The following is a 25,369-nucleotide window of genomic DNA, read 5'->3' as shown; positions in this document are numbered from 1 at the left end:
GCTCACGTCGCCAGCCCGAAGTCGTCGCGGTCAGTGGTGGCCTTGGCGAGGGCGCGCTCGGTGATGGCCTTGGTGGCGCGGGCGGAGGCCGGGCCGATCTCCTTGGCGGAGGGCTCCTTGAACCAGGGCTTGAGGTCGAGCATCGCCACCTTCAGCCCGGTGGCGAACAGCAGGATCTTGCCCTTGGGTAGCGCGCGGATGGCGTCGGGCGGCAGGATGCGTTCGGTGCGCATCGACACGGAGGTGGACTTGCCGCCGTCGGAGGTGGAGACGGAGGTGGTCTGCACGTCGTGCTCGCCGATCTGCCGCGACAGCTTGTCCGCGAAGTCCGCGTCGTCGATACCCGACCCGATGACCTTGACGGTGGCGGCGGACCACAGGGCGTCCATGCCGGTATCGCCCCAGCAGCGCTGGCCCTGCCGGTAGGACTGCAGGATGGTCATCGGGATGACGCCCCGGCTGCCCAAGTGGCTGTACAAGTCGGGGAGATCGGAGATGCGGCACACGTTGGCGGCCTCGTCCAGGACGCACAACGCGGGCGGGTCGAGTCGTCCACCGGAGCGTTCGGCGACGATGACGGCCGCGCGCATCACCGCGTCGGCCGCCGCCGCGATGATCGCCGACGCGGAGCCGCCGCCGTCCTTGGAGAGCAGGTACAGGGTGTCGCGGGAGGTGGCGAAGTCGAACGGCTCGAACTCGGGCAGGCCGGGTGTGGGGGTGACCCATGCGGCGATCTCCGGGTCCAGCAGGCAACTCGCGTACTGCCGCGCCGTTTCGTAGATGCCGTCCCTGGTTTCGGTGGCGCCGGAGACGGTGCCCTGGAGCTGGGCGGCAACGGCGTGGTGGCCGGCATCGGCCAACAGGTCGACGGGGGTGCGGTCGGCCGGGGAGGCGAGCCAGGCGAGTACGTCGGTGATCGGGCGCCGGTGACTGGCGGCGGCCAGGAACAGTGCGCCGAGCGTGTTGCTCGCCGCGGTCGACCAGAAGTCGGAGCCGCTGGACTCGTCCACGGATGCGGTGACGAAGTGTCCGGCGAGCCGCTTGGCGCCGGCGAGGTCGCGGGCATCGGCGAGGATGTCCCACCACATCTCGCGCGGGTGGTGAGCGATCTGCTGCGGGTCGAGCGTCCAGACGGTGCCCACCTTCGCCCGCGCGTCGACCGTGGTGGTGTAGGCGTCGTTGGCCGCCTTGTTGCTGGTCAGCAGGACGGGGCCGGGGGCGGCGAGGATCGCGGGAATCGCCAGGCCGGACGTCTTGCCGGAGCGAGGCGCCATGATCGCGACGATCACGTCCTCCCAGGAGGCGCGAACCTCGGCCTTGCCGGGGGAGAGCGTGCCGACCAGGATGCCCCGGTCATCGGGTGCGACCTCTTTTACACTCCCGGTCGTTCAGACCCGGGCGCAGGCTGCGGGCCTTGGCGGTGACGTCCTTGTCCAGCAGCGGGGCAAGATCGGCCTTGCGGGCCAGGCCCGTCTTGGCGCCGCCGCGCCAGCGCATCCAGAGCACCAGGCCGGTGATGGCCAGGCCCAGGGTGAGCAGGCCGGGGACGATCCGGGCGCCGACCAGTACGGCGGTGGCGCTCAGGTGCGGCCACAGCACGTTGGGGTGCAGCAGGGCGTCAGTGGCGCGGAACGGTGTCCATGGCCCGTGGCCGACAAGGGCGTTGGTGAGGTTGCCGGTCAGCCAGGCGAGGGAGCCGAAGGCGAGGGCGGCGCCGAGGACGCCCAACAGGAGGTAGAGGAGCGCGTCGGACCCGGTGGTGGTTGACGGCGCGCTGGTACGCGGGGAAGGCAAGGCGGTTCCTGGGGTGTGCGAGCGGGCGGGGGCGGCGCGGGCTCGGATCTCGTACGGATCGCCACGGGACCAATCTCCCTTCGGGGCGGGGGTGGAGGGACGTTTCAGCGAGTGCAGCCGGTCGTACGGGGCGCGGCAGCGGTGGGCGGTGATGCCGCGGTTGCGGAGTTCACCGGGCGAGGGGCGGCGGTGGGGGAACCGGCGAGGGCGGCTTGCTGCCGCTTCTCCTCGCTGGCGGTCTCCGTCCGCCCGGCTCCCATGACGTCGTGCAGGAGCTCTCGTGTGCGTAGGACCTGAACGATGTCGTGGTGCCGTGGGTGGCTGAGTTCGGCCGGTGCGGCGGCGATGGCACCGATGGCGCCTTCCAGGTCCTGCTGGGCGAGGGTCAGCATCTGGTGGGCGGAGGCCAGCCGGACCCACAGGTTGTAGGGGCTCGAGTTGTTGGGGTCGTCGAAGTTGAGCCTGGCCCTGGCCCAGTCGGCTGAGGCGGCGACCAGTTCGGTGAGCTGGGGTAGCGGACCGACGAGGGCACTGGTCGTCTCCTCGACGATTCCGGCGACGTCCTGCGGGCTCGCCGTCACTTCGAGGCGCGAGATCATGCCGGGCATCGAGTATGGGTCGGCGGCAGGCGGCGGGAAGTAGCGGACCTGGAGAGGCGGGTCGGTATCGGGTCCGTGGGCGAGGCGGATGTTGTGCTGCATCGCGGCACCGATGGCCTCGCCGATCGACGAGTAGTGCTCAGGCATGGGTCAACTCTCTGATGGGTGGGGCGGGGTGGGTGGTCAGCGGGCGCGGCCTGCGGACTGGGGGCTCACGGCCGGCGGGGGTGCGGCGGCGGCAGGAGCTGTGGCATGCACGGCGCGTGCGGTGACGGTCGGCGAGGCGGCGCGGGCCGCGCTCGTGGCGGCAGTGGGGTAGGGCGCGGCGGACAGGCCGGTGTCGGCGTGGACCCCCTGGGGCCGGGAACGCTCGACCTCGTCGACTGCCCAGGCCAGCTCGCCCTGGGCCGTGATGAGTTGGTCGGACGCGAGGCCGAAGAGGTCGGCGAGAGCGAACTCCTCGGGATCGAGATCGGTGATCTGCTCGCTGGCGGCCTCCAGGGCCTCCTGGAGAAGGGTGAGAACCCCGTCGTCGGGGTCAAGCAACTCATCCAGCACACCGGCGACTTCGGCGAAGGTCGTGGCGCCGCGAATCTGGTCCGAGAGCTGGAGGATCTGTCCGCCTGCGGTGTTCAGCCCGTGCGGGTCGGTGGGGGTGGTGAGCCGGCCGGTGTCGAGCTGGGGGTCGAGGTCGACGTTGTAGCGGGCGGCGCGCAGCATCTCGGCGGCATGGGCGGCGATGGCTATGCGGTCGGAGCGGTCGGTGGTGGTGGGCAGTCGGTGCCGGCGGCCGTGCCAGTCGTTGATCTCGCGGAACCCGGCGGCTCGTAGCAGGGTGGCGGACAGGTCGTCGCTGGAGCCCTTGGCGACGACGCTGCCGCTGGGCTCGATGCTGATGGTGATGAACGGGGTCGGCATGCGGTAGTCCTTGGCGGTGGTGATGGAGGGTACGGACTGGGGGAGGTGGCCGAGTTCGGTGGCGATGCGGGTGCACTCGGCCTGCGCGTGGAAGGCGTCCCGGTACGAGCCGTGGATGTAGCCGTCTTCGCGGACGACAGTGGCGACGATGTGCACCGAGCGCTCCAGGTTGCGGATCGCGGCCCACCGGCAGCCGTCCGGGTCGCCGTCGGGGGCCAGTCCGGTGGCGGCGACCAGGCGCCGGGCGACGCCCGCCCACTGGTGGTCGGTCAGGTCCGGCTGGCGGGGGTCGGTGCGCACTGAACACAGCCACAGCGGCCGTTCGGGTGCGCGGGCGCCGATCCGCATCGCCGGGGCGTCCAGCACACCACCACCCAGGACTTCCTGCGGGTCGCCGAACAACGGTAGCTGCTTGTCGGCGCCTCGGTAGTCGGCGATGATCAGCCGGGGACGGACCCGGTAACGGGGGTCGTCCGGCCCGTAGAGGGCGGGAATCAGTGCGGCCGTGCTGGTGGCGCGCTGCAGGTGGGCGATCACGGCGTCCCCTCTCGGACAGTCCTCGGGCCCGGAGGTCGGGCCGACAGGGACAGAATCCGCAGATCCGCCGGTTTGGCCCGGCCGGAAAACGGTGGTAGACGCCACCAATCCACACAGCGGACACCACGGTGCCGGTACAGGAGCGCCCGCCGCATACGCTGCCAACAAGTCGAGTAGCCCCGGCCAGCAGTGCTCCCGCGCAAGGCCTTGGCTTCCCGCTCATGGGCGACACAACGGTCCCCACGGGCGGTCAACTCCGGTCACTCAGAGGTCTAGCAAGGGGCTGGGCATACACGGCACGAGCGATCCTTCACTGGAACGGGCGAGACACAGCGGCCGACAGCGGTAGACTCCCCGCAATCGCTCGCAGCCGAGGAGTGAAGATGGACGGCACAGAGGCTTTCGAGCTAGATCCCTTGCACATCGAAGAACTTGCCAGGACGCTGCGTTCGTTGTACTTCGAACGCGGTCCCATCGGGGATGCGATGAGGCTCCCTGGCCAGAAACTCACCATCCGTACCCTGCGTACAGCGGACAAGCCACCGGTCGAGGTCGATATCTTCCCTGATTTCGACGTTGCCCTCGTACAGCGTGCTGGGCGAAGCGTTCGCGGGGTTTCGAAGTCGGCGGCGGACCGAGTGAAGAACGCAGCTGCTCGCTTGCGACTTATCAATACAGCAACGGGGCGCCAGCCAGCCGTACGAGAATTCCTCGCTGCACTCGCAGAGCTAGTCGTCTGTCTGCTGCGCTTTCTGGTCCGAGCCCTGTTGCTACTGCTGTCTGGCTCGCTGGCCCGAACCCGTGCCGCCGACGTCCCTGTGTGGCAACCCGAACCGATCGAAGAGTCACCACAGATCACACCCCGAGGCCCGAACATTGCCTTCCCCGTGACCACTTACCGGGGCGGGCACCACCGCAGCGCGTTGGGGAGCGCCGTACTAGCTGCCTAAGTGACCCGCCTTCCGTCCAAGCGGAAGGCCCGCTCACCATGTCCGAGCTGCATCAACAGGCCGTGCCTCCAGGCGACGTGGCCGAGAGCAGGGGAACCAACGAACCACCGCCCGCGCTCGAACTCCGGTGCGGCGGGCTCTACCTGCGCGTCCAACGGTTTCCTGTGCGAGGGGTGGTCAGCGTCGGGACGGCCTTGTTCAGTCTCGCCGCGGGCTACTTCGCGCGACGGTGACCGTAGGAGGGAGGGGACGACATCGCGCCGATACACTCCCGGGTGTTGAGGCGATGGCACGGATCGTCATTCGGTATGGTCAGCGGCTCGATGGTGCTCTCGGTGTGGCACAGCGGGGAGCGGGCGCGGTAGCGAGCTCCGAATGATGGTGCAATGAACGGGACTTGGGGCCGGTGCCCTGCTCGGTGAGCAGGGCACCGGCAAATCAGACGAAGGGGTTTTCGGTGGGCCGGTCGGCGTCCACGGCGGCCTGCAGCAGCTCGTCCAGGTCACCGGGCTCGGCGGAGCGCTGGTCGATCCACCAGCCGGCACGGGTGATGGATCGAGCCCGGCTCTCAATCTGCTCCCAGTCGGCCTCGGTCAGGTCGCCCTCCAGGACCAGGGCGGTGTAGGCGGCGGCGAGCAGCTGGTGGCGGCAGCGCACGCCCCAGGCGATGCCCCGCTCGGTGCCCTCCAGTGGCGGCATCCGGTACTGGGCGGACCAGGCCTCGGATTCAGCCTGCTCGGCGGCGCGCTTGGCCTCCAGCCACGCCGTCTTGTCGGCCTCGTCGCCGTCCTTGGCGGCGCGCCAGCAGTCGGTGCAGTCCTGCTTGGCGAGCCAGTCGGCGAAGCCGGCCCGGCGGTCGGCCGGACGGTCGCCGAGGTCTCGCTCGGCCTGGTGTCCGCACGAGTGGGTGATCGTCCAGACCTTCTTCACAGCCATCGAAGTCTTCCTCGGGTATCGGGGTGGGTGGTTGGCGGCTGGGCGACGGGGGTCGCCGGGCGAGATGGTCAGCGGCGCGGAGTGGCCGGGCTCACCCGGCCGGCGGCCGGGGCCGGGGCGGCTTCGATGGGGTGGCTGGTGAGGACGCGTGTTGCCGCAGGAGAGGTCGCGAGGGCGGCAGCGACCCGCCCTTCGGAGGAAGTAGAGGTCCGGACGGACGGTGGCGTGGGGTGGATACGGCCTGGGTGCGGGGCATCCCGGTTGGCGAGGTCGCGCTGCACTGCCTGGATCTCCCAGGAGTAGCCTTCGACCTGCTCGGCGGGGGACACGGCTGTGGCTGAGTTCTGTGGGACAGCAGCTGCGGGAGGCCGACTGGCGAGTGCGGGGCTGGTGGCTCGTGCTGCATCGCCGACTGTGAACTTCCGGGTGGGGAACTGGTCAACCGGGCGGAAGCCGTGTGTGGTTGAGGCGGTGCGGGATGCCACGCCCTCGGCAAGTGCGGGCTGGAGGGCCACATGCAGGTCGTCGCTGCGGTGCATCGTGGTGACGGCCTGGGCAACGCGATCGAGCGAGGTGCGCCGGTCGACCTCGGTGGGCAGGACGTAGATGTCCGCCTCTGCGTCGTGCCGCCAGCCGTTGGCTTCGAGGATGGGCTTTCCATGCTCGACGGCGTTCGGGGTGTCGGCGGTGGCGGCGATGACGCCGAGCCACGGGTGCTCAGCGAAGGCCACATCGGGCGCGACGACCGGTGGCAGTAGGGCCGTGCGGTCGGGGACCATCTCGTAGAAAGGCGCGCCCACTTCACCCGGGTAGAGGAAGGCGTCTGCGTTGACCTCGTACCCGACCATCCGCAGTGTCGCGATGGCCTGCTCAGTGCGGGTGTGCCCGTCGTGGGCCTGGTCGTTGAGCGCGAACATCGTGGGATGGTCCGGGACCGGGTGGAAGTCGAGGCGTTCCAGCATCCAGCTGGCGGCCGGCAGCCGGGTGGGGGTGGTGGCGATGATGCCGTAGTCGGGGTGGATCCCGAGGTTGACATGGGGCTGGTACGGGGGGAAGTCGGTGAGCACGGCGGAGGCATCCAAAGGGGCGGGAAGCGGAGGAGGGCGCAGGGTTGACGTGGAGGGGTCTAAGCGGCCGGGGCATGGCAGTGCTCCTGTCTGGAGATGGCGGCTGCGGGTCGCAGCGGCCGGGTAGAAGGATCATGCGAGGAAGGGGATTTGGTCCGGCCGGACCCTGGTGGTAGGTGGGCAGTCAGAGCCGGTGGGCCCTTTGCGGTGCGGCGGCTTCGGGAGCGCCCGCTGCTGGCGTGGCAGGCAAGCGGGGAGCGGAAGTTGCGCCGGGCGAGCGCGTCAGCGCGGCGGTCACGCGCAACTCCCTCACCGCGGGCTGAGGGCCGCTGGGCATCGCCGCCTTACGCATCTCGGTCTGAGCCTCGTCGGTCAGGGTGAACAGGTCGTCGCTCATCTCCTCGATCACGGGCAGCCATTCGCGCAGCTTCGCCGCGCTGGCCGGCGCGCCGTGGTCGTCGCACCAGGTGGCAGCGGCCTTGAGGTAGTCCTCCAGATACATGAGCGGGTCTTCCTCGCGGGGGAGATCGCCGTCGAAGACCTCCATGAACGCGTCCAGGTCGGGTGCACTGCGCAGCCGCTGCGGCAGCGAGGGAGTGGAGGTCGCGTCGGGGGTAGGGTCAGTCATGGTGGAACTCCTGGTTCGTTCAGAAGAGTTGGTTATGCGGCCATGCGGAAGTCGGTGTCGTAGAGCTGGCGTTCGCGCAGGTGGAGGAGGTGCTGCACGATGAACGACAGGCCTGCGACCTTCCACAGGCCCCGGCCTCGGGGCAGGGCGGCGATCGCCTGGGCTTCGATGCCGGTGAGGCCGAGCAGGGCCCTGGAGGCCGCGATCTGGTCAGGTTCCTGGCGGTAGATGATCCTGGTGCTGCAGTCGGCGAGCAGGCCCTCGGCCAGCACGCGCCCGCGCGATCCGGCGTCGCCGGCGGACAGCAGGTCGGAAAGCCGGTGCAGGATCAGCAGGTTGGCGATGCCCAGGCCACGGCTCAGCTTCCACTGCTGCTGCATGCGCTCCAACAGGCTGACGTGCCGCATGATCCGCCAGGCCTCGTCGTAGATGACCCATCGCCGACCGCCGTCAGGGTCGGTGAGCGCGGACTCCATCCACGCGCTCGCGCAGGTCATGGCGAGCACGAGTGCGGTGTCGTCGCCGCTGCTGCCGAGACGGGACAGGTCGATGGAGAGCATCGGCGCGTTCGGGTCGAACGTCACGGTGGAGGGGGCGTCGAACATGCCGGACAGGTCGCCGTGGACGAGTCGGCGCAGGGCGTGGGCGAGGTCGCCGACTGCGTGGCCGAGGCTTCCAGCCTGCTCGCCGAGGGCTGCGTCCAGGCGCTCGGGGCGGCCGAGGGCGTGGGCGATGTCGCCCAGCAGCGGCACCGTCCCGGCAGCATGGGCTTCGGCGACGACGAGGTCCAGGGCGACATCCAGGCCGGTGTGCTCCATCGGCAGCAGGTCGCGCTTGAGTACGGTGGCGGCAAGGCTGGCCAGTAGCAGGAGGCGGCGCTTGCGGACCTCGGCCGTCCAGTCGTCCTCGTCCACCCCGGCGGGCCGCTGCGGCGCATCCAGTGGGTTCAGTTTTCCCGGCAGGCCGGGGCCGAGCGCGATCGTCTGGCCACCCAGCTCTTGGGCGAGGCTGGACCATTCACCCTTCGGGTCGGACGGGATGTAGATCTTGTATCCGTGGGCGATGGACCGGGTGGCGATCGACTTGGCGAGTGCGGACTTGCCCATGCCGATCACCCCGCACAGCACCGCGTTGGGGTTGGTGAAGCCTTCGATGCGGCCGGAGTTGTAGAGGGTGAACGGGTCGAAGCAGAAGGAGCCTTCGGCGTGGAGATCGCGGCCGATGAAGACGCCCTCGGCACCCAGGCCGGCTTCTGCCAGGAAGGGGTAGGCGCCGCCTGCGACGGCGGTGGTCATGCGGTGCTTGGGCAGGCGCAGCCGGCCGCCGCGGGCGGAGGCCGGCCCGGGTCGGCCGGAGGCGGGGTAGGTGGCCTGCAGCTCGGGGTCGACGCCCTCGGACTCGCCGCGCTCGGCCGGGGCCTCGGCACGGCGGGCCTTGGTGCGGGCTTCGGCGAACTCGGCACGGGCGGCGCGCTGTTGGGCGCGTGAGGTTTTGCGGGGGACGAACAGGGGGCTGGCGGTGGCGCGGTTCCTGGGCATGATCACGGACTCCGGGTCAGTGGCGGACGAGGCCGGTGAAGGGGGAGTGGAGGTCGGCGGGGGTGGTGCGGCGGCGGACCAGCTGCGCGGCCTCCTGGTGGCGGCGACAGATGGTCAGCTCCGGCGCACCCTCAGGCAGGCGGGCCCGGCACGCTTCGGTGTCGGGGACTTCGCCGCTGTCGGGCCGGGGAGAAGAGTGGTAGGCGGCGTGGAGGTGGTCGGCGGCCTGCCACAGGCGGGTGCGCGCGGCCTTGAGGTGGTCGCCCTCGCCCGGCAGCAGCGGGGAGGTGCGCTGGGCGTGGGCGTCCAAGAGGCCGTGCAGTGCGACGAGGTGGGCGTGTAGGGAGTCCAGTTCGGCGCGGGAGGCGACGAGTGGACCTGCGGGGATGTTGAGGGCGCGATGGAAGTCGAGTGCGGCGGTCGCGTACGGGACGAAGTCCTGCGCGGTGGCGGTGGTGGCCGGCATCGGGGTGCTCTTTCGGAGGGGAGGTGGCCGGCATCAGGCGGCGAGGGCGAACGGCAGGGCGCAGGCGGTGAACGCCTCGGCCTGCTGCCATGTGAGCGGGCGCAGGTCGAGCTGGGCGCCGACGGCGGCGGTCTCCACCACCGCGCAGGCGGAGCGCAGTTCGTCCTCGGTGTCGGCGGAGACGGTGATCAGGCCGGTCAGGGCGACGTCGGCGTGGCCGGCGATCAGCTGGCGTTCGCGGTTTTGGATGTCCTGGTATTCCACCGAGTCGGCTTCGGAGGCGACTTGGCCCTTTCGGGCGCGCTCGGCCGAGTCGGCGATAACGCTGGCCTTCTTGCGCTGGACGTCGCGCATCGCGGAGTCCAGGTCCTTGGGCTCGTAGGCGAGGGAGACGGTGCGGCGCACCCCGGAGGCGAACATCAGCTGGTGCAGGAAGCCCGGCGACGTTTCGGTGCGGGGCCAGTTCTCCACCCAGTAGGTGCAGTGGTGCGCCGAGTCGGTGGAGATGTGGTCGGCCTTCTCCACCACGACCACCGGGCCCGCTGCCCCGGGATCGGCGGCGGGGCGGCCGTCCGGGGACCAGCGGTCCAGTGCGGCACGGGACTTGGGGTCGTAGGCGGTGCGGGCGACGGCGGCGATCTCGGTGGCGGACAGCCAGCCGTTCGGGTTGAGACCGGCGGTGCGGGCTGCCTGCTCGAAGGCTGAGGTCAGCTGGGCGAGGACCGAGAAGCCGCCGGTGAGCCCGCCGCCGGCCTGGTTGATCAGGCGCCGGGCGGCCTTGAAGTCCAGCGCGATGGCGACATAGGACTCGTGCGGGGCAGCGGCAGGTCCGGCGCCACGGATCAGCTCGCCGTAGAGGGCGCCGGCCAGCGGGGCGTTGGGCTTGCCGTGTTCTTCCCAGTAGCGGCGTAGCGCGTCGCCGGAGTCGGGGACTGTCCGCTCGATCACCTGGATCCGGGCGACGTGTCCGGTGCGGGCCAGCGCGGCCAGCGCCCGTCCCCAGCTGTTGACGTTGGCGTTCTGGGTGCCGGGGTCGAGCAGCGCGTACGCGCGGCTGCTGACCTTGACGATGGCGGTCAGGGTGCCGGCGTGCGGGTCGTGGACGGCGCCGTAGCGGCGATCCGGGGCGGTGACCACGCGCAGGCTGGCCGCGCTGCCGGGCAGGTGCAGCAGGCCCTCGCGCACCGGCCGGCGGGAGGGGCGGGCGAGCCAGACCAACTGGCCCCGCAAGCGCCGCAGCGCGTACCGGATGGCGATCGGCGCCCAGTCGGCCAGGGCGCGGCCCCGGTAGCGGATGAACACGAACGCGGCGACAGCGGCCCACAGGGGGATGAGCTCAAGGGCACCGGTGACGCCGCGGGTGGTGAGGACGGCGAGCAAGAGCAGGCCGGTGGCCGAGACGGCGGCCAGCTGCGAGGCGCTCAGGCCGAGGAGGATGCCGCGCTTGGAGCGGTGGGGGAACTTGACCCTCGCAGGGGCGGCGTCGGGCGTCGGAATGGAGGACATCGGGTGATCCAGGGGTGAGCGTGTGGGCGGCGGGCGGGGGCGCGGCGCTCTTCTGGACGTCATGGCTGGACTCCTTCGGGGGTGGAAGTGGTGGGCGCCTGGGGTGGGCCGCAGGCCGGGGCCCACCCCAGGCGGTGGTCAGGAACCGGGCGTGGAGGGTCGGTTCGGGAAGATGAAGCGAACCGGTTCGGCGGTGGAGAGCCCCGCCGGAGGGGGACTGTCCGGAGCCGGAGCCGGAGCCGACGAACGGGGAGCCGGAGCGGCAGGCGTGCTGGGCGGGGGCGGGGCGATGGGGCCGGCGGTAGCGAGATCCGGGGCCCTCGGTGCAGCCGGGGCCTCCGGGCTCTCGCCGTCGGCCGTCGGCTGGGTGCCGCCGGAGCCGGGCCGGGTGATCAGCGCGGGGATGCCGGGGCGCTGGACCAGGGCACGACCCCTGTCGCCGGGGGCGCTGGGATCCTCGCCGAAGCGGAAGGTGGACTGCGGCCGGGCCGGGCCGGCGTCGATGCCCTCCTTGCTGATGCGGCCGGTGGGGTCGATACCGGAGGCGACGCCGTCGCTGCCCATGCCCGGTACCTGGGCCGGGCCCTGGGGAGCGGGGGTGCCGGTGCCCGTCCGCATGGCCAGGCTGGCGGCCGTCTTCGCGGCGCCGGCTGCGACCGCGAGTCCGGCGATGCCGGTGCGGTGCATGTCGTCGTGGCCGCCGTTGTCGGTCGCCCAGTGGACGAACTTGTAGGTGGCGTACGGGCACAGCAAGACCAGGATCATCACGACGATGCCGGCCATCGCGTCTGAGAGGGCAGACATGCCGTCCTTGGCATCCGACTTGCCCATCGCGGAAACACCGATCAGGAAGACCACGGTCATCAGCAGCTTGCTGACCACCAGGGTGGCGGTGGCCTCGGTCCAGCCGCGCCGCCAGCGCTTGGCGACCTCCCAGCCGCCGCCGCTGCCCGCGAAGACCGCGAACGCCACCAGGATCAGGACCCCTACCTTGCGGGCGACCATGACGCCCCAGTACATGAACGCCCCGATCGCGCAGCCGAGGGCGACCAGTGCCGACACTCCCCAGCCCAGGCCGTACATCGCGCCCAGTTCGTCGACCTTGATCACGCGGCGGATCGCGTCGTCGACACTGGTGTTGGCCGCTTGGAAGAGCCCTTCCGACAGGGCGTCGACCACGGTGATGGCCACGGTGGTGAAACTGACGGCGCAAAACGAGAACAGGACGCCGGTCATCGTGCCGATCGCGGCCTGGGCCAGGGCCCGTTCGTCGCGTCGCCAGGCGGCGAACATCAGCTGGATGCAGAACGTGCCGACGATGACGGCCAGGCCGATCGGCAGCAGCAGCTCGTAGTCAGCGCGGAACCAGCCGGCGTTCAGGTCGATCGCGGTGGTCGAGTTGACGGCCTTGGCCGCGAGGTCGGCCGCGCTGGCGGCGAGTTCACCCGCGGACTTGGCGATCCAGGCGCCGATGCCGTCGGTAACGGCCCCGGCGGGGTTGTTCGCGAAGTTGACGGCACCGCAGACCGTGCTCATCAGCGGAAGGTCGCAGACTCCCATGTCGATGCCTCCTTTCTGGGGCGGGGGTCAGGGCGCGACGGCCGGCAGGACACCGGCCAGCGCGCAGGGCTGGGAGGGGCGGCACTGGACGGCCAGGGTGGTGACCCGGTCCTCGCCGCCACCGGCGGCAGCACCGTTCCACGCGATCGCCTGCCGGCCGGAGACCGTGACGGCGTACACGTACGCCTGCGTCAAAGCCCCGGGATCCGCCTGCAGGGCCCGGGTGAAGGAGTCCGGGAAGTGCGCCTCGGTCACCGTGGCGATGGCGAACTGGCCCGAGTCGGCCATCCGGCCCCACAACACCGGCGACGGCACCAGGGCATCGACCGAGGCCGCATCGGCGTACTGCGCCTCGCCGGTCAACCACCGGTGCAGCGCGGCCTCCAGCACGGGCTGGGAGTAGGCGCGGGTGTCGTAGGACCACAGCGCCACGGCCGCAGCCTTCGCGAATGTGATCGGGTCACGCGTCGACGGCGCAACGGGCAACTTCCCGCGTTCGCCGGCGGGTGGTGTAGGCGAAGAAGCGGCCGGCGCAGTGGACGGAAACGGCGCGGAACTCAGCTGCGGAACATGGGGATTGGGGGTGGCACTGCCGTCGCGGGTGAGGTAGGCGGCCAGGCCGGCGAGTGCGACGAGCAGCACCAGGACCGCGGTGCCGAGCAGCGCCCGGCGGCGCACGCGAGATGCGCCGCCGGGCTCACCGCTACGGGAAGCAGAGGTAAGGAATCGCTGCATCAGTGGACCTGGCCGCCCAGCCCGGTGAAAAACGCCACAATCCCGTTGGCGGCGCCGAGCAGCAGGGCCGCCCCGGCGGACACCAGGACGCCCTTCTTGCCGTTGGCCTCGGCCTGGTGGCCGCCCGAGTGGTGACCCCAAGCCCACACGCCCGCGCTGACGGCGAGCGCGCCGACCACGGCGATGATGGCGAAGAGGTTCATCGACCCCATCACCTCCTTGAGGACGGACAGGCCGGGAAGGCCGCCCTCGTTCGGGGTGATTCCGGGGTCGTAGGCCAGCTGAACGGCCTTGGCGGCGAGAAGCATGCGGTACTCCAGTTCGAATGTGGGCACGCTAAGGCAGCCCGAAGAGGGGAGGGGGAGGGAAGGCCGGTCAGACGATCCGGCGGGCCGCGAGAACCTGCGGCTTCCAGTCAGCGAGGGTCGAGATCTTGACCACGTCGCCGGTGTGCGGGGCCTGCACCACAAGACCGCCGCCGATGAACATCCCGACGTGGTCGGGCGCTTGGGCCGAGCCTTCGGTGAACAGCAGGTCGCCCGGCTTGAGGGCGTCCACCGAGACCGCCTGGCCTTCGGTGACCTGGTCGTAGGTGGTTCGGCTCAGGGTGACGCCGGCCGCCCGATAGGACGCCTGCATCAGGGCTGAACAGTCGCAGCGGCCCATCGGGTCCGGCCCGTGAGGGTCGGTGCAGGTGCCACCCCACTGGTACGGGGTGCCGAGCTGGCCGAGCGCCCAGCGGATCGCGGTCTGCACCTGCGGCGGTGCGTCGGCCGGGATCGTGTACGCGGCCGGCAGGGTGCCCGGCGGGAGGGTCCCGAACCCGGGTCCGTCGCTGCCGCCGCTCGAACAGCCACTGGCCGGGCTGGGTGGCGAGCTGCCAGCGCCGGGTGATCCGGACGGCGCCGGACTCGGCGACGAGTTTCCGGCCGTTGGCGCGAGCAGCGGCACGATCGCCCCCTGCAGGGCGGTGGCCAGCGGCTCCCACTTGGCGTAGGCATCCGGGAACGCCGAACGCTGCACCGCCTGGGCGGCCTGAGTGACGGTCATCGACTGCCAGCCCGACACCTGCAGCAATGCCGAGTAGAACTCGGTGCTCGCGTGGACCGGATCCAGGATCTGCTCCGCGGTACCCCAGCCCTGCGACGGACGCTGCTGGAACAGCCCCAGTGAGTCGCGGTCGCCGTAGGTCAGATTCTGAAGGCCGCTCTCCTGCAGAGCAGTTGCCAGCGCCGCGATCTGTCCTCGGGCGGGAACCCTCATCGCGACGCCGGTGGTGACGATGGTCTTGGCGTTGGGCACCTGGTGCACCGGGTCGTCCAGACCGGGCACCGAGACCGAACTGCTGCTGCCCCCGGCCAGGATCGCCTTCACTTGGGTGGCCACGGCCGAAGCGTCCACAGCCTGGGTGTCGTTGGTGGAGCAGGCAGCCGAGGCGGTCCCGGCCGCGACGCCGAGAATCGGCAGGGCCAGCAGCAGCGGACCGGCAGCGACGAGACCGACGATGCCGCCCGTGGTCTTCTTCATCGTCGCCGCCGCTCGGCGAGGCCGACGGCCGGGACGAGCGGGGACGGCGGGTCAAGGCACAGCTGTGCCAGGGCATGCTGCATCGCAGCGGCTCCTCGGGGTTCGTAGGAGGCGCGGTGCCGGCTCTCGTGCGAAGAAGCCGCCGGCACCGCGCCGGTAGTGAATCCGCCTTCAGGGCGGGCCCGGGTAACGGGAGTTGGTAGCTCCTGGACGCCGGTCTCGGGTCATGCGCGGCAGCCAGCCGCGCTTGTAATCTCAGCCGGAACATAGGGACTCCTCGGGGCAAGGACGACAGGGAATGGGACCCGCGCACGGCCCCGCTCGAACGAGGCAGCACGGATCAACACAGGCCGGACCCGGCCGAGTCGGCCTCCTGCCCGGTTGGCATGGCGAGACAGTAGACGCGAAAGACGGCCGCACCAAACGACCCCTCCACCAGACCCGACGAGGCCTTCGCCGCCGTTAGGTCCGGCCGCGAATCGCGGCTACTGTCCCGGTCAACCCCGCTCCCGGCGGCTGCCGCCGGGCGCCGCCGGGAGCGGGTCTACCCCTGCCCTGAAGTCCACCCCTGCCCTGAAAGAGGCCCCATGAACGACTTCACCCTCCACCGAGGCGACGCCCTCACCGTCCTCAAGTCCCTGCCCGACGAGTCCGTCAACGCGGTCATCACCGACCCCCCGTACAACAGCGGCGGGCGCACCAGCTCCGAGCGCACCAGCCGCGACGCCCGCGCCAAGTACGTGACCTCCGGTGTCGAGCACGACCTGAAGACCTTCCCGGGTGAAAACCGCGACCAGCGCTCCTACCGGTCGTGGCTGACCGAGCTGATGACCGAGGCGTACCGGGCGAGCACCGAGCACTCCGTTGCGATGGTCTTCTCCGACTGGAGGCAGGAGCCCACCACCAGCGACGCGCTGCAGATGGCGGGCTGGACCTGGCAGGGCACGATCCCGTGGATCAAGCCCGCCAGTAGGCCGAGGAAGGGAGGCTTCAAGCAGTCCGCGGAGTTCATCACCTGGGGCGTCAAGGGCCGCCTCGACAACTCGCGGAACATCTACCTGCCCGGCCACTTCATCGCCTCCCAGCCCCGCAAGGACCGGGTCCACATCACCCAGAAGCCGCTGGAGATCATGCAGCAGCTCGTGCAGATCTGCCCCGAGAACGGGACCGTCCTCGACCCCTTCGCCGGCAGCGGCTCCACCGGCGTCGCCGCCCTCCGCGAAGGCCGGCGCTTCGTAGGCGTCGAACTCTCCCCGCACTACGCCGAGATCGCCGAACAGCGCCTGCGCGACGAGCTGACCCAGGACGACTTCGTCCTCGCCGGCCCGGAGGCGTGACCATGAGACCTGCCACCGGACGGACCGGCTGCAGACACGCGAAGGGCGGCCGGAGCACCACGCTCCAGCCGCCCTTCGTTGCCCGTCAGGACTCCTCGACTGCCCGCCTGATCAGCGGCACCGCTTTCTCCACGTCCGCCGACGAGGCGATTCGCACCTCAAGGTCACCCGTCCCCAGGTGACCGATCCTCCGCACATCGCGCGTGAAGCCGTCCTCCAGCTTCACCGTGTCTGGGTCCAGCCGCAGGTACATCAGGATCGCCCGGTGCGACGCCGACGGACGGAAGATCACCGATGCCACGTTCAGCATCCTCCGGTAGGCGATGTAGTGCCTCAGCACTACCACCTCCAGCTCGCCTGCCCCGGTCAGTACCTCGTCCAGCTCGCCGTACAGCTCTGCCAGAGTCTCGGGCACTTCGACCTGATCAGAAGCCAGGGTCGCCGTCGCCTCCGGCTCGGCGGCCACCTCACTGACCAGTTCGGCCGACTCCATGGGAACGCCGAACCCAGGGACGGTCTCGACCAGCTGCAACGTCAGCAGATCCGGGCCGAACACCCGATAGCGCACCAGGTCCACGCGGTGCTCCCGTTGGTGAAGCGAAGCAGCAGCCCGGTCGTGCCGCGAGAACTCGCCCGCCACACAGATCACCCGGGGCCGTCGCCAGTCGACCGCACCCGCTACCTTGTTGCCCAGGCGTCTGCGCACCAGCGCCTCCACCTCGTGGCGGTGTGCCTTCATCCAGACGAGGTAGGAAGTCGCCTGCGTGATGATGCCGGCGTCCCGGCCCCGCTTGAACTCAATGATCACTGGGACGTTGTCCTCGTCCAGACCAAGCGTGTCGATCCGCCCTCGGTGCCAGTCCCCGGTCGAGTACTCCGACGCCAGGAGCCGGACCCCCAGCATTTCCTCCAGCGCCCCCTCGACCCGCCGCTGCAGCTCCCGCTCCCGCGCTACCGTCGAGCCTCGCAGCTCGACCTCACGGCCATCGGCATCCCGCTGGAAGATCTTCAGATCGGCCACTCATGTCCCCTTCGCACGACTGTACGGAGGGGCCAATCACGAAGAGGAACGCGGTATTCCCTCCGAATCCAGGCAACGCCACCAGGCCCTCGGAGAGGAAGCTCCGAGCTCGACACGTGATGGGTGGTCGGGTCGCCTCTCAGCTGTAGGGGTCCCAGTTGCCGAAGCGGGCCAGCAGCTGGCGCGCACCGTCCTCGTTGAGGCCGAGGGCGGCGGCGACCTCATCGAGGCTCGTGCCGTGCCGTGCTTCGTGGGCGGGCCAGTAAGCGACCCGCTCGGCGGTCACCTCCAGTCGGCGGGCCGCTCGCAGCGCCACCAGTGGGGCGGTCTTCTCCAGCTTCTCGATCTCCGCCTCCAGCCGCTCCAACAGATCGGTAACCGCCTCCGGTAGAGCGATCGCCGACTGCTCCACCTCCACGGTGTGCCGGCCCCACTCCTCCATGCACGTACCGGCAGCGTCGGCGCCCGCCGTGGACAGCGCCTGCTCACCGATCTCATCCCAGTTCAACAGGTGCTCGGGGCCGGTCCAGCCACAGCAGCACACCGCCCGCAACGCGTGTGCCCGCGGTGCGAGTCCGATGCGGCCGTCGTAGACGCTCCAGTGCGAAACCGTCATCCCGCACCCGCCGCTCATCAGCAGGTAGGTGACCGGCTCGGGGACGGTGCCGTCCGCCAGGAGCACCCCGACCGTGCCCTCATGCGACGAGCCGAACTCCTCCGTCGTCCACGTCTCCCGCTCACCCATGGTGTCCCTCCGGCGACCCCGGTGCCCGAAGAGCCCCCGGGCTGGGGCTCCAGGGTGACGATCCCGCAGCCCTTGGCTTCCGTGCCACCAAAACGGGGAAAATGCACTCTCCTGGATCGTCTCGGCGACGGGCGGCGGTCCAGCCACTGCCGATACTTGTCGCATACTTCCCATTGGCGGACAATAAGGGCACTTGTATAGCAATTGCGGGAAGTGTCGGATATGGGTGCGGCGGACGAGTCGCAGCACGATTCTGCGATGCCTGGGGATCCCGAGGGCCTGCCCAGGCATCTCAGCCCGAGCCAACAGGCCCGCAATGTTCGTGCGTTCAGCGCGGTGGTTGCCAAGTTCCGGGAAGCTCTTCTCGAAGGTCCGGAGGCTCTCGCGTTCGCACGCGATGTCGTTGGTGCGTTCGCGGACAGCGGGATGTCCGGCGGGCCCACCAGGAGCGAGGTGTGGTCTCTGATCGCAGAGCGGCGCGCACCGCAGTACGCGCAGGAATTCTTCGATTCCCGATGGGCGATCTTCGAACACTACGGTGCGATCCAGCCCTACCTCGCCAAGAAGCACCAGCAGCGCTACGCGCTTCACCCGGCGGTCGGCCCGGCCACGCTAGTCCACGAGCGGCTGCGCAGGCACCGAGGCATCGACGAGCTGGTTGCGCTGCTCGACGAGACCAGGGCGCTTATCGGCCAGCCGACCCGCGACCGGGCCACGATCGAGTTCAACATCATGTTCTGCCGCCAGATGCTGACCGTGTACGCCATCCACCTCGAACGGCTGGTCGCGGTGGCCAGCATCCGTGAGCTGGCCGATGAGCAGCGGGAGCACAACCACCCGGGCCTGAGCACACGGGTGAAGCAGCTCAACGAGGAGGTCTCCGACTTTTTCCCTGGTGATCACGCTCTCGATCACCAGGCTGTGGCGCTGGTCGCTGCCGAGCAGCACTACCAGCAGGGGCTGACGGCCGCCGGCCAGCGAGTGATCGAGCAGGGAGGCCGGACACTGGACTTCGAGGTGCTCAGCGCTGAGGAGTACCTCGAAGCGGCCCGGCATGCGCCGCTGGCTCTGCTCGGCCAGTTCGGCGCTGACCTCGTCGTGGACCCTCCATCGGTGTGGCTCGACGCCGGCGCGCTGATGGAGGCTGTCGAGGACTTCGCCCCCTACGTTCGGGTGCGCCGCCGCCCACCGATGCCGCAGGTTCCACCAGAGCCCGATCCCGCGCAACGCATGGGCGAGGCCCGCTCCCGCGAGCGCAGCCGCCAGGAGCACCTGGCCGAGCGCGTCCTACTGGAAAGCGACCAGGCGGACCTCACGGACGAACTTCGCCACTCTCGCTGGCGTTCCGCGGCCCGCCTGCTGGCGGATCTGATCGGCCTCGACGCGGACCCGTACGCCCCTTACCGGCTGCGGATCAGCATCGAACTGATCGTCGACCGCATCGGATGGGTCACCTACCTCCACCCTGTTCACCTCCACCGACAGACCACCGAACCGCCCGAACAACTGCGGCACCGCAGGCACGAGGAACGCCATGAAGGTCTCTGATCCGGCTTACCTCCTTGCCTCGGTCCGGGCCCAAGGTCTGAGAGACCTGACCGACGTGCCCGCCCAGACGGTCGAGGCCGCTCAGTGCCGGGCGCTCGCCTGCGGCCGGCGCCTGGTTGAGTGCGAGGGCCCGCTCCCGACGCCCGCGGCAGCCTCCGGCCAGCCCGGCGAGTTGCGCCGTGTTCTGACGCTCGGATGGTCCCTGGCGCCCGTGCCCGAGGAGGCCGCCTCGTACCCGGTCCGACGGCTCAGCGCGACGCAGTCGCTCACCTTCGCCGTATGCCTCGCTGCCGCATGGCGCGACGTCCGCCAGCGCCCCTATCCCGGAGAGCCCTTCCGGCGTGCGGATGTCGTCGACACCCTGTGGGAGATCGGCGCAGACGCCCGCGCCGTCAAAGCCGCCATCGATACGGACCTCCACCTATTCCTGCTCATCTGCAAGGACGGCCGCCGGTTGCGCTTGGGCCCCGCAGTCGCGGCCCTGCCTGACACGTTCGCCGAGGCCGTTCGTCGCATGTACGACCACCTGCCCCGGCCGCACGAGTACACCGCCTCGCAGTCAGAGGACGACGAATCATGACTGACGTTCTGTCGGATCGCGAAGAAACCCTCGTCCAGGCAGCAATCGGCGCCCTGGAGATCGCAGACGGCATCGTGCCAGGCGAGGCATTCCCGGCACTGGCTGACGATGCCCTGCGTGCCGTCGTCGCCCACCGCCTCGAGGCGGCTGGCCGCGTGCTGCTCGCGCGCGAACACCGCACCGTGGCCGGCTACATCAGCGGCTACGACGACGACGTCGCGCTCCGGTTGGCCTCCGAGGGAATCGGTGTCCTTCCGGAAGCCGACCGAGCCGTGCTGGCCATCGCTCTGCTGCGCACCGTGGCGATTCCGCGGGCCGGGGGTCAGCACCGTTCCACCTCTTGGTTCAGCGATGGCCCGGGGACCTCGGTAGCGGAGATCCATGCCAACACGGACAACTACTTCACCTACGACCACGTCAGATTCGCCGTGCGAAGACTCAAGGCCCGGCGCCTGCTGCGCACGGGCTACCGAGGGCAACTCCTGCCCGGACCAGCCCTGCTGCGCTTGACCGAAGCGCAGTCCACCAGGCTCTGGGAGGACCTGATCCTGGTCACCCTGCCCCACTCGCTGTGGGCAGACATCATCCGTGGCCGACGCGAGCAGGCGCCCCGACCTTCGCCAGTTGCTCCGTCGCTGGAGGAGCGTGAATCATGACCACCCAGGCCCAGCCGGTTGAGCCCACCAGCGAACGGGAGATCGATCTCGGCATCATCGGCGACCGCCAACTGGTGTGCGTCCAGCTCTTTGACATCGCCCGCCATCCCTCGGCCCCGGTCGTTCTCGTCCCCAGCTGCTTCGTCGCCGTCACCGGCAAAGGCCCCGAGGACTCCAACGAGTCCGGCAAGACCAGCTGGATGGCCAGCGTGTCCCTCCTGCTCGGCGATCCCGAGTGGCGGATGTACGGGGCTGGCCCGGCGGCCGTCGCACAGCTGCTCTTCGAACCCGACACCGCGGGCGTCGCGGCCCAGCGTTATCCCGCAGCGACCTTCGGATTCATCGCCGGCGTCTTCGCGAACCCCGACGACGTCCTGGCCACCGCTCACACCGTCTGGATGAGGATCTCCGCCACAGCCCCCTACGTCCAGATCCGCCACGCACCCGGCGTGCACCTGGCCACCTCCAACGACGAGGAGGACCGGCACAGCGCCGCACCGGCGATCTTCAAGTCCCTGCCGAGCCCGGCACTTGGCGCCACCCAGTACGCCGAGCGGCTCTACGGCCCGGTCCCGCGCTGCCTGGCCTACCTCACATCCCGCGGCAAGCGCCGAGGCGGACCCTCGCTCCTGAAACTGGAGACCGGACTGTTCACCCCAGCCGGCATCGGAGCAGCCCTGATCGACCTCACCGGCCGAGCGCACCTGCTCGAAACCGACGAGGCAGTGCGCCGCGACCTCGCCCGGGAAACAGCCCAGCTCACCGACCTGGAGCACGAGAACGAGAACGCCCTCGCCCAGGAGGAGCAGGCACTCAACGCCATCGACCAGCGAGACAAGGCCCGCCAAAACCTCAACCAGGCATGGGACTTCTGGCAACTGCACTACGCCCGTGGCCTGCTCGACGTCCTCGACAAGCAGCAGGAACTATCCGCCGCTAAGCAGGACATCCAGCCACTCCTCGACGACGCGAAGCGCGCTGTCACTCGCGCCGCAGAGGGCCTCAGCGCACTGCAGGACACACGGAAGGTCGACCAGGACCTCCGCGAAGCCGACGAGAAGAACCAGACCGCGACCAATCGACTGAACCAAGCCCTCGACCGGGAACGGGGCCTGCGGCTGGACATCACCAACACCCAAGAGCAGATCCAGCAAGCAGAACGGGAAGCCGTCGGAGCGCACGGCACCCTGGACGACGCCCGTCGAGCAGCAAGCGAAGCACGCAGGACCACCCTCGACGCCGAAGTGCGCCGCACCGCAGCCGAAGCCGCTCGCACCAGCGCACTGCGCGACATCGAGAAGGCCGAGAGAGGCCACTACGGCCAGGCCGGACGCACCGTCGAGATCCTCACCGCCGCCGGCATCGAGGCCGTCGGCCTGCTCGACGGCCTCGAAATCCCACCCAACCAACGAGCTCGCTGGGAGGCCCGACTCGCCCTCTACCGCGACGCGGTGTGCATCGACGCAGACCAAGCCGACCGCGCCACGCACGAACTCGCCGAACTCCCCGGCGCCGTCCTCGTCCTGCGCCAGAACAGCCGATCCGCACGATCCCCAGCCTTCGCCACACCCGCCCTCCGCCCCTTCCTCCACACCCTGGCCGAACGCCTGCACACCACCACCGACCCGATCGCCGCTCTCGACGACGAACTAGGCCTGCGAATCCTCGGTGGCTTCCCCCAACCCATCACCGGCCGCAGCGCCCTCCTCGAACGCCTACACCACCTCGTCGACCAGGCCCAAGAGACACTGCGCACTACGGTCGAGGCGGCGCAACGCGCCAGCACGGCACAGGAGGACGCCGACCTGCTCGTCCGGCGCCTGGAACACGCGCAACGAGCCACCGAGCTGCGCACACGACGCCAAGCACTCGAAACCGAACTCGCTGACTTCGCACCGGAGCTGCAGCGCCTGCACGCCGTATCCGAGCAGGCCGCACAGGTGAAGGAGGACGCTCTGGTGAAACAGAAGGTCCTCGTCCTGCAACGCAAGGACGCCGAGCACCAGCTCCAGGCGGCCCGGAAGACCGAGCAGAACCTCACCGAGCAGGATGACGACCTCTCCCGCCAGCTCACCACGCTGAACATTGACTACTGGATGGAGCGGGCCGGAAGCCCGGACCAGGCCCGAACCGCCCTCCGCCTGCCCCCAGACGGCCAGCAGCAGGATCCCAACGCGCTACCGCCCGAACGCCGAAGCGAGATCTCACTGCGGGAGCTGGCCGGCCGCCACCTGCAGCAGGCCATCGCCGACCTCGGCATCGACCTCATCAGCGGCGCAGGCGCCCCGATCCCTGCCATCACGCAGGCTGTACAACTGCGAGCCAACCAAGCCGGCGAGGAGGGTAGCCGCCAGTTCGCCAGCGCCGAAGCCTTCGAGCGGCCGGCGAACGCCATCCAGGAATGGCTCGGCACACGCGCGGACATCGACCGAGGCACCCGGGCCCGTGTCACAGCCAACCGAGAGGAACGCGAAGTCGGCCTCGCCGCAGCCCAGCAAACCGTCGCCGACCTCAACCAGAGCGTGCGCGCCATGCAGGGCAGCATCACCCTGCGACTCGACCAGGCGCTCCAGGACATCGAGGACGCCCTCGACCGCCTCAACCGCGGAGCCGGCCTCTACGGAGCCGAACTCCGCCGTACCCTCACCCCACCGGCATCGCTCTCCGACATGTGGCGCTGCGAGATCACACCCTGCTGGCGACGCACCCCCACTGGACCGATGCTCCCGTACGACAACATCACCAACGCCGCCCAGGAGAAGCTGTTCTCCATCCACCTCGTCCTCGCGGCACTGCTGGCCTCACCGCACCCTCGCGGACGAGTCCTCATCCTCGACGAACTCGGCGACGCCCTCGGATACCACCACCGCCGTGAAGTGCTCTCCGCCATCGCCGGCACCGCCGAGCAGCACGGCATCAGCGTCCTGGGCACGTGCCAGGAGACCCTCATCGACGACGCCGCCGACTTCTACGGCAGCCTCCTCTACTTCCACTACCCGAGCCACACCGAAGCCCTCAACACCGCCACCCGCATGTTCGGTTATGACGAGAACAACGAGCGCGTCGAACTCACCCTCGAAGCGCTACTGGCAGGACGAGCATTGTGGTGACCGCCGCCAGCCAGCCCCACCAGGGGCCCGTCATGCATCTGGTAGGCACGCCGATCGGCCTGACAGCCCGCACCATCCAACGCACCCGCCCTGACAGCGACGGCACCCGCCGGATCGTCCTTCAGGGCGGAAAGCGGCTCCGGGACAAGCACGTAGACCTCATGGCCAGTACAGCGCCGGACCCGGCCGCTCTTGAAGCCGTTCTGAACGAGGGCCGTCAGGGAGACCGCAGCTTCATTCTCGGCGCCTCCACCCGCACGTGGAGCACCGTCAAGGCGCGCTTCGCCGACAACGCCTGGCCCCGAGCCATCGACCTCGTGCGCGCCGGAGCCATCACCTTGCGCTGCGAGGTCACCGATGACCTAGCTCTCGGCACCCCTCTCCGCTGGCACCTCACTATCGCTGGCCGAGGTCAGGCACGTCTGCACAAGGAGGCACGCGAAGCTACCCGTAACCGCATAACAACCACGCTGCAGCGCGCCCGCGACGCCATCCGGGACCTCGACGCGCTACCCGACGGCATAGACCCCGATGATCTCCAGTACCTCGACGACGCGCTCGTCCGGGAGTTGGACCGACCGGTGCCAGCCCCGAAGCGCACCGCCATCCTCGCCGCTGTGGCCCGCGACCTCGGTGCTGGAATACGCCACGCCAGCCCCCGGGCCTTCTCGCTCGCACACACCCGCAACACCAAGACCTGGGACGACGCGATCTCCACCCTTCGCGAGTCGGGTATTCCCACCGCGCTGGTCGAGGCGGTCGGCCTACGCGGCCACAGCCGCGTGGGGCTTGGAGGACCCATTACGGCCCTCGCGAGAGGCCACCACAGCCGCCTCGACGACCTCGGAATCGTCCTACTGCCGGCAGCCATCGCGGGCCTGCGGCTCGAGCTGCGCAGCAGGACCCTGATCGTGGTCGAGAACCTCCAAGCCGCGGAGTCCCTGTACGACGCATTCGTCCCGAGCAGCCAGCGGCCCGGGATCATCTACCACGCCGGCATGCCGAGCCATGACATCCTCAAGCACATCACCGGCCTCGCCGACCAGGCCGCTCGTGTCGTCATCGCCCCGGATGCGGACCTCGGCGGGACTCGGATCGCCACTGCTATCTGGAGCTCGCTCACCCCAAGTGCCCAGCAAAGCTCGATGATTTGTGACGTCGGACTGGCCCCGGCCCACACGCCACAGGAACCCTGGTCGCCAGACAGCCCCGTGTGGGCCGACCTTCGCACGATGCTGTCAAGCCCGGCCGCGCCACTTGCTCAAGGCTGCCTGAGCCGAGGCTACCCAGTCGAGCAAGAGGGCTGCGTTGTCGAAGCCGTGATTGCCCTTCTCAACGCCGAGCTGGGACCTTGAACCCTCAACCCAGCGTACCGACTTCGTCAGAAGCCGAAAGGTGCAACCGCGCAACAGGCAGTACGACCGTTCATGGTCTCGCCGAGATCGCGGACTTCTCTGGCTCTCCCACCGTGGTTTGACCATCGAAAATGGCGCTGCCGGGACGGATCCGAGAGGCTGGATGGGGTGTTGTCGACGGCTCAATCAAATGCCCTCCGATTCCATCCGGGCGGTGGCGGTGGGCCGCCAGGCGGCCCACCCGCTTCCCGCCAGA

The 25,369-nt window shown here is 69.8% G+C and carries 20 protein-coding genes and 1 pseudogene; 6 read left to right on the top strand and 15 right to left on the bottom strand.

Annotation, left to right across the window (positions count from 1 at the left end):
- Window positions 1–2: 2 nt before the first annotated feature.
- The 13 genes and pseudogenes from E6W39_RS06635 to E6W39_RS06570 all read right to left on the bottom strand — a co-directional run bounded on the left by E6W39_RS06635 (window position 3) and on the right by E6W39_RS06570 (window position 14,761).
- A pseudogene (locus E6W39_RS06635) lies at window positions 3–1,794 on the bottom strand (type IV secretory system conjugative DNA transfer family protein).
- Window positions 1,795–1,898: 104 nt separating this feature from the next.
- Window positions 1,899–2,540, bottom strand: coding sequence for a hypothetical protein (locus E6W39_RS06625; protein ID WP_141632728.1), 642 nt, complete (start codon window positions 2,538–2,540; stop codon window positions 1,899–1,901).
- 36 nt (window positions 2,541–2,576) lie between these two features.
- The gene (locus E6W39_RS41050; RefSeq protein WP_228718001.1) at window positions 2,577–3,848 is read right to left on the bottom strand and encodes a hypothetical protein; all 1,272 of its coding nucleotides are present in this window, start codon (window positions 3,846–3,848) and stop codon (window positions 2,577–2,579) included.
- A gap of 1,388 nt (window positions 3,849–5,236) precedes the next feature.
- Entirely contained in the window at window positions 5,237–5,734 is a 498-nt protein-coding gene (locus E6W39_RS06615; RefSeq protein WP_141632727.1) for a hypothetical protein, read from the bottom strand.
- 68 nt (window positions 5,735–5,802) lie between these two features.
- Complete coding sequence (locus tag E6W39_RS06610; protein ID WP_141632726.1) at window positions 5,803–6,801, bottom strand: hypothetical protein; 999 nt, start codon at window positions 6,799–6,801, stop codon at window positions 5,803–5,805.
- Window positions 6,802–6,985: 184 nt separating this feature from the next.
- Window positions 6,986–7,429, bottom strand: a complete 444-nt coding sequence (locus tag E6W39_RS06605; RefSeq protein WP_141632725.1) for a hypothetical protein — start codon at window positions 7,427–7,429, stop codon at window positions 6,986–6,988.
- A gap of 32 nt (window positions 7,430–7,461) precedes the next feature.
- Window positions 7,462–8,967: an ATP-binding protein gene (locus tag E6W39_RS06600; protein WP_141632724.1), complete on the bottom strand. Its 1,506-nt coding sequence runs from the start codon at window positions 8,965–8,967 to the stop codon at window positions 7,462–7,464.
- 16 nt (window positions 8,968–8,983) lie between these two features.
- Window positions 8,984–9,433 (bottom strand): DUF6238 family protein, encoded by a 450-nt coding sequence (locus E6W39_RS06595; protein ID WP_141632723.1) that lies wholly within the window; start codon window positions 9,431–9,433, stop codon window positions 8,984–8,986.
- A 33-nt stretch (window positions 9,434–9,466) separates the two neighbouring features.
- The gene (locus E6W39_RS06590; RefSeq protein ID WP_141632722.1) at window positions 9,467–10,939 is read right to left on the bottom strand and encodes a PrgI family protein; all 1,473 of its coding nucleotides are present in this window, start codon (window positions 10,937–10,939) and stop codon (window positions 9,467–9,469) included.
- Between the two features lie 138 nt (window positions 10,940–11,077).
- Window positions 11,078–12,499, bottom strand: coding sequence for an SCO6881 family protein (locus E6W39_RS06585; RefSeq protein WP_141632721.1), 1,422 nt, complete (start codon window positions 12,497–12,499; stop codon window positions 11,078–11,080).
- Between the two features lie 27 nt (window positions 12,500–12,526).
- Window positions 12,527–13,234 carry a hypothetical protein gene (locus E6W39_RS06580; protein ID WP_141632720.1) on the bottom strand — a complete coding sequence of 236 codons (708 nt, stop codon included), beginning with the start codon at window positions 13,232–13,234 and terminating at the stop codon, window positions 12,527–12,529.
- Window positions 13,234–13,542, bottom strand: coding sequence for a DUF6112 family protein (locus E6W39_RS06575; RefSeq protein WP_141632719.1), 309 nt, complete (start codon window positions 13,540–13,542; stop codon window positions 13,234–13,236). The genes E6W39_RS06580 and E6W39_RS06575 overlap by 1 nt, the downstream gene beginning before the upstream one ends.
- A gap of 67 nt (window positions 13,543–13,609) precedes the next feature.
- Window positions 13,610–14,761, bottom strand: coding sequence for a C40 family peptidase (locus E6W39_RS06570; RefSeq protein WP_141632718.1), 1,152 nt, complete (start codon window positions 14,759–14,761; stop codon window positions 13,610–13,612).
- A gap of 587 nt (window positions 14,762–15,348) precedes the next feature.
- Between E6W39_RS06570 and E6W39_RS06565 the strand changes: the two genes are divergently transcribed.
- A complete protein-coding gene (locus tag E6W39_RS06565; protein ID WP_141632717.1) occupies window positions 15,349–16,098 on the top strand; it encodes a DNA-methyltransferase in 750 nt (249 codons plus the stop codon).
- Window positions 16,099–16,183: 85 nt separating this feature from the next.
- On the opposite strand, the gene E6W39_RS06560 is transcribed toward E6W39_RS06565, so the two are convergent.
- Both E6W39_RS06560 and E6W39_RS06555 read right to left on the bottom strand, forming a co-directional pair.
- Window positions 16,184–17,119: a DUF5655 domain-containing protein gene (locus E6W39_RS06560; RefSeq protein WP_141632716.1), complete on the bottom strand. Its 936-nt coding sequence runs from the start codon at window positions 17,117–17,119 to the stop codon at window positions 16,184–16,186.
- Window positions 17,120–17,258: 139 nt separating this feature from the next.
- Entirely contained in the window at window positions 17,259–17,864 is a 606-nt protein-coding gene (locus E6W39_RS06555) for a hypothetical protein (RefSeq protein ID WP_141632715.1), read from the bottom strand.
- Window positions 17,865–18,122: 258 nt separating this feature from the next.
- On the opposite strand from E6W39_RS06555, the gene E6W39_RS06550 reads away from it, so the two are divergent.
- Genes E6W39_RS06550 through E6W39_RS06530 form a run of 5 tightly spaced genes read left to right on the top strand, consistent with a single transcriptional unit; the run spans window position 18,123 to window position 25,113 of the window.
- Entirely contained in the window at window positions 18,123–19,412 is a 1,290-nt protein-coding gene (locus E6W39_RS06550; protein ID WP_141632714.1) for a hypothetical protein, read from the top strand.
- Entirely contained in the window at window positions 19,399–19,992 is a 594-nt protein-coding gene (locus E6W39_RS06545; protein ID WP_141632713.1) for a hypothetical protein, read from the top strand. Before E6W39_RS06550 ends, E6W39_RS06545 begins: the two co-directional genes overlap by 14 nt.
- Window positions 19,989–20,648, top strand: a complete 660-nt coding sequence (locus E6W39_RS06540) for a hypothetical protein (protein ID WP_141632712.1) — start codon at window positions 19,989–19,991, stop codon at window positions 20,646–20,648. The genes E6W39_RS06545 and E6W39_RS06540 overlap by 4 nt, the downstream gene beginning before the upstream one ends.
- Window positions 20,645–23,758, top strand: coding sequence for a hypothetical protein (locus tag E6W39_RS06535; RefSeq protein ID WP_141632711.1), 3,114 nt, complete (start codon window positions 20,645–20,647; stop codon window positions 23,756–23,758). The genes E6W39_RS06540 and E6W39_RS06535 overlap by 4 nt, the downstream gene beginning before the upstream one ends.
- On the top strand, window positions 23,755–25,113 hold the full coding sequence (locus tag E6W39_RS06530; protein WP_141632710.1) for a DUF2399 domain-containing protein: 1,359 nt from the start codon (window positions 23,755–23,757) through the stop codon (window positions 25,111–25,113). Before E6W39_RS06535 ends, E6W39_RS06530 begins: the two co-directional genes overlap by 4 nt.
- The last annotated feature ends 256 nt before the right edge of the window (window positions 25,114–25,369 follow it).

It is taken from the genome of Kitasatospora acidiphila (assembly GCF_006636205.1).
In the GTDB taxonomy this organism is placed as follows: Bacteria; Actinomycetota; Actinomycetes; order Streptomycetales; family Streptomycetaceae; genus Kitasatospora; species Kitasatospora acidiphila.
The sequence above is the reverse complement of the archived record's forward strand: the minus strand, read 5'-3'. Positions and strand labels throughout refer to the sequence as shown.

Excerpts from the sequence above, each read along its gene's own strand:
- E6W39_RS06605 (WP_141632725.1), bottom strand. The coding sequence starts at position 7,429 with ATGACTGACCCTACCCCCGACGCGACCTCCACTCCCTCGCTGCCGCAG.
- E6W39_RS06595 (WP_141632723.1), bottom strand. The coding sequence starts at position 9,433 with ATGCCGGCCACCACCGCCACCGCGCAGGACTTCGTCCCGTACGCGACC.
- E6W39_RS06565 (WP_141632717.1), top strand. The coding sequence starts at position 15,349 with ATGAACGACTTCACCCTCCACCGAGGCGACGCCCTCACCGTCCTCAAG.
- E6W39_RS06545 (WP_141632713.1), top strand. The coding sequence starts at position 19,399 with ATGAAGGTCTCTGATCCGGCTTACCTCCTTGCCTCGGTCCGGGCCCAA.
- E6W39_RS06570 (WP_141632718.1), bottom strand. The coding sequence starts at position 14,761 with ATGAAGAAGACCACGGGCGGCATCGTCGGTCTCGTCGCTGCCGGTCCG.
- E6W39_RS06550 (WP_141632714.1), top strand. The coding sequence starts at position 18,123 with ATGCCTGGGGATCCCGAGGGCCTGCCCAGGCATCTCAGCCCGAGCCAA.
- E6W39_RS06585 (WP_141632721.1), bottom strand. The coding sequence starts at position 12,499 with ATGGGAGTCTGCGACCTTCCGCTGATGAGCACGGTCTGCGGTGCCGTC.
- E6W39_RS06580 (WP_141632720.1), bottom strand. The coding sequence starts at position 13,234 with ATGCAGCGATTCCTTACCTCTGCTTCCCGTAGCGGTGAGCCCGGCGGC.
- E6W39_RS06540 (WP_141632712.1), top strand. The coding sequence starts at position 19,989 with ATGACTGACGTTCTGTCGGATCGCGAAGAAACCCTCGTCCAGGCAGCA.
- E6W39_RS06590 (WP_141632722.1), bottom strand. The coding sequence starts at position 10,939 with ATGTCCTCCATTCCGACGCCCGACGCCGCCCCTGCGAGGGTCAAGTTC.
- E6W39_RS06535 (WP_141632711.1), top strand. The coding sequence starts at position 20,645 with ATGACCACCCAGGCCCAGCCGGTTGAGCCCACCAGCGAACGGGAGATC.
- E6W39_RS06625 (WP_141632728.1), bottom strand. The coding sequence starts at position 2,540 with ATGCCTGAGCACTACTCGTCGATCGGCGAGGCCATCGGTGCCGCGATG.
- E6W39_RS06575 (WP_141632719.1), bottom strand. The coding sequence starts at position 13,542 with ATGCTTCTCGCCGCCAAGGCCGTTCAGCTGGCCTACGACCCCGGAATC.
- E6W39_RS06555 (WP_141632715.1), bottom strand. The coding sequence starts at position 17,864 with ATGGGTGAGCGGGAGACGTGGACGACGGAGGAGTTCGGCTCGTCGCAT.
- E6W39_RS06600 (WP_141632724.1), bottom strand. The coding sequence starts at position 8,967 with ATGCCCAGGAACCGCGCCACCGCCAGCCCCCTGTTCGTCCCCCGCAAA.
- E6W39_RS06615 (WP_141632727.1), bottom strand. The coding sequence starts at position 5,734 with ATGGCTGTGAAGAAGGTCTGGACGATCACCCACTCGTGCGGACACCAG.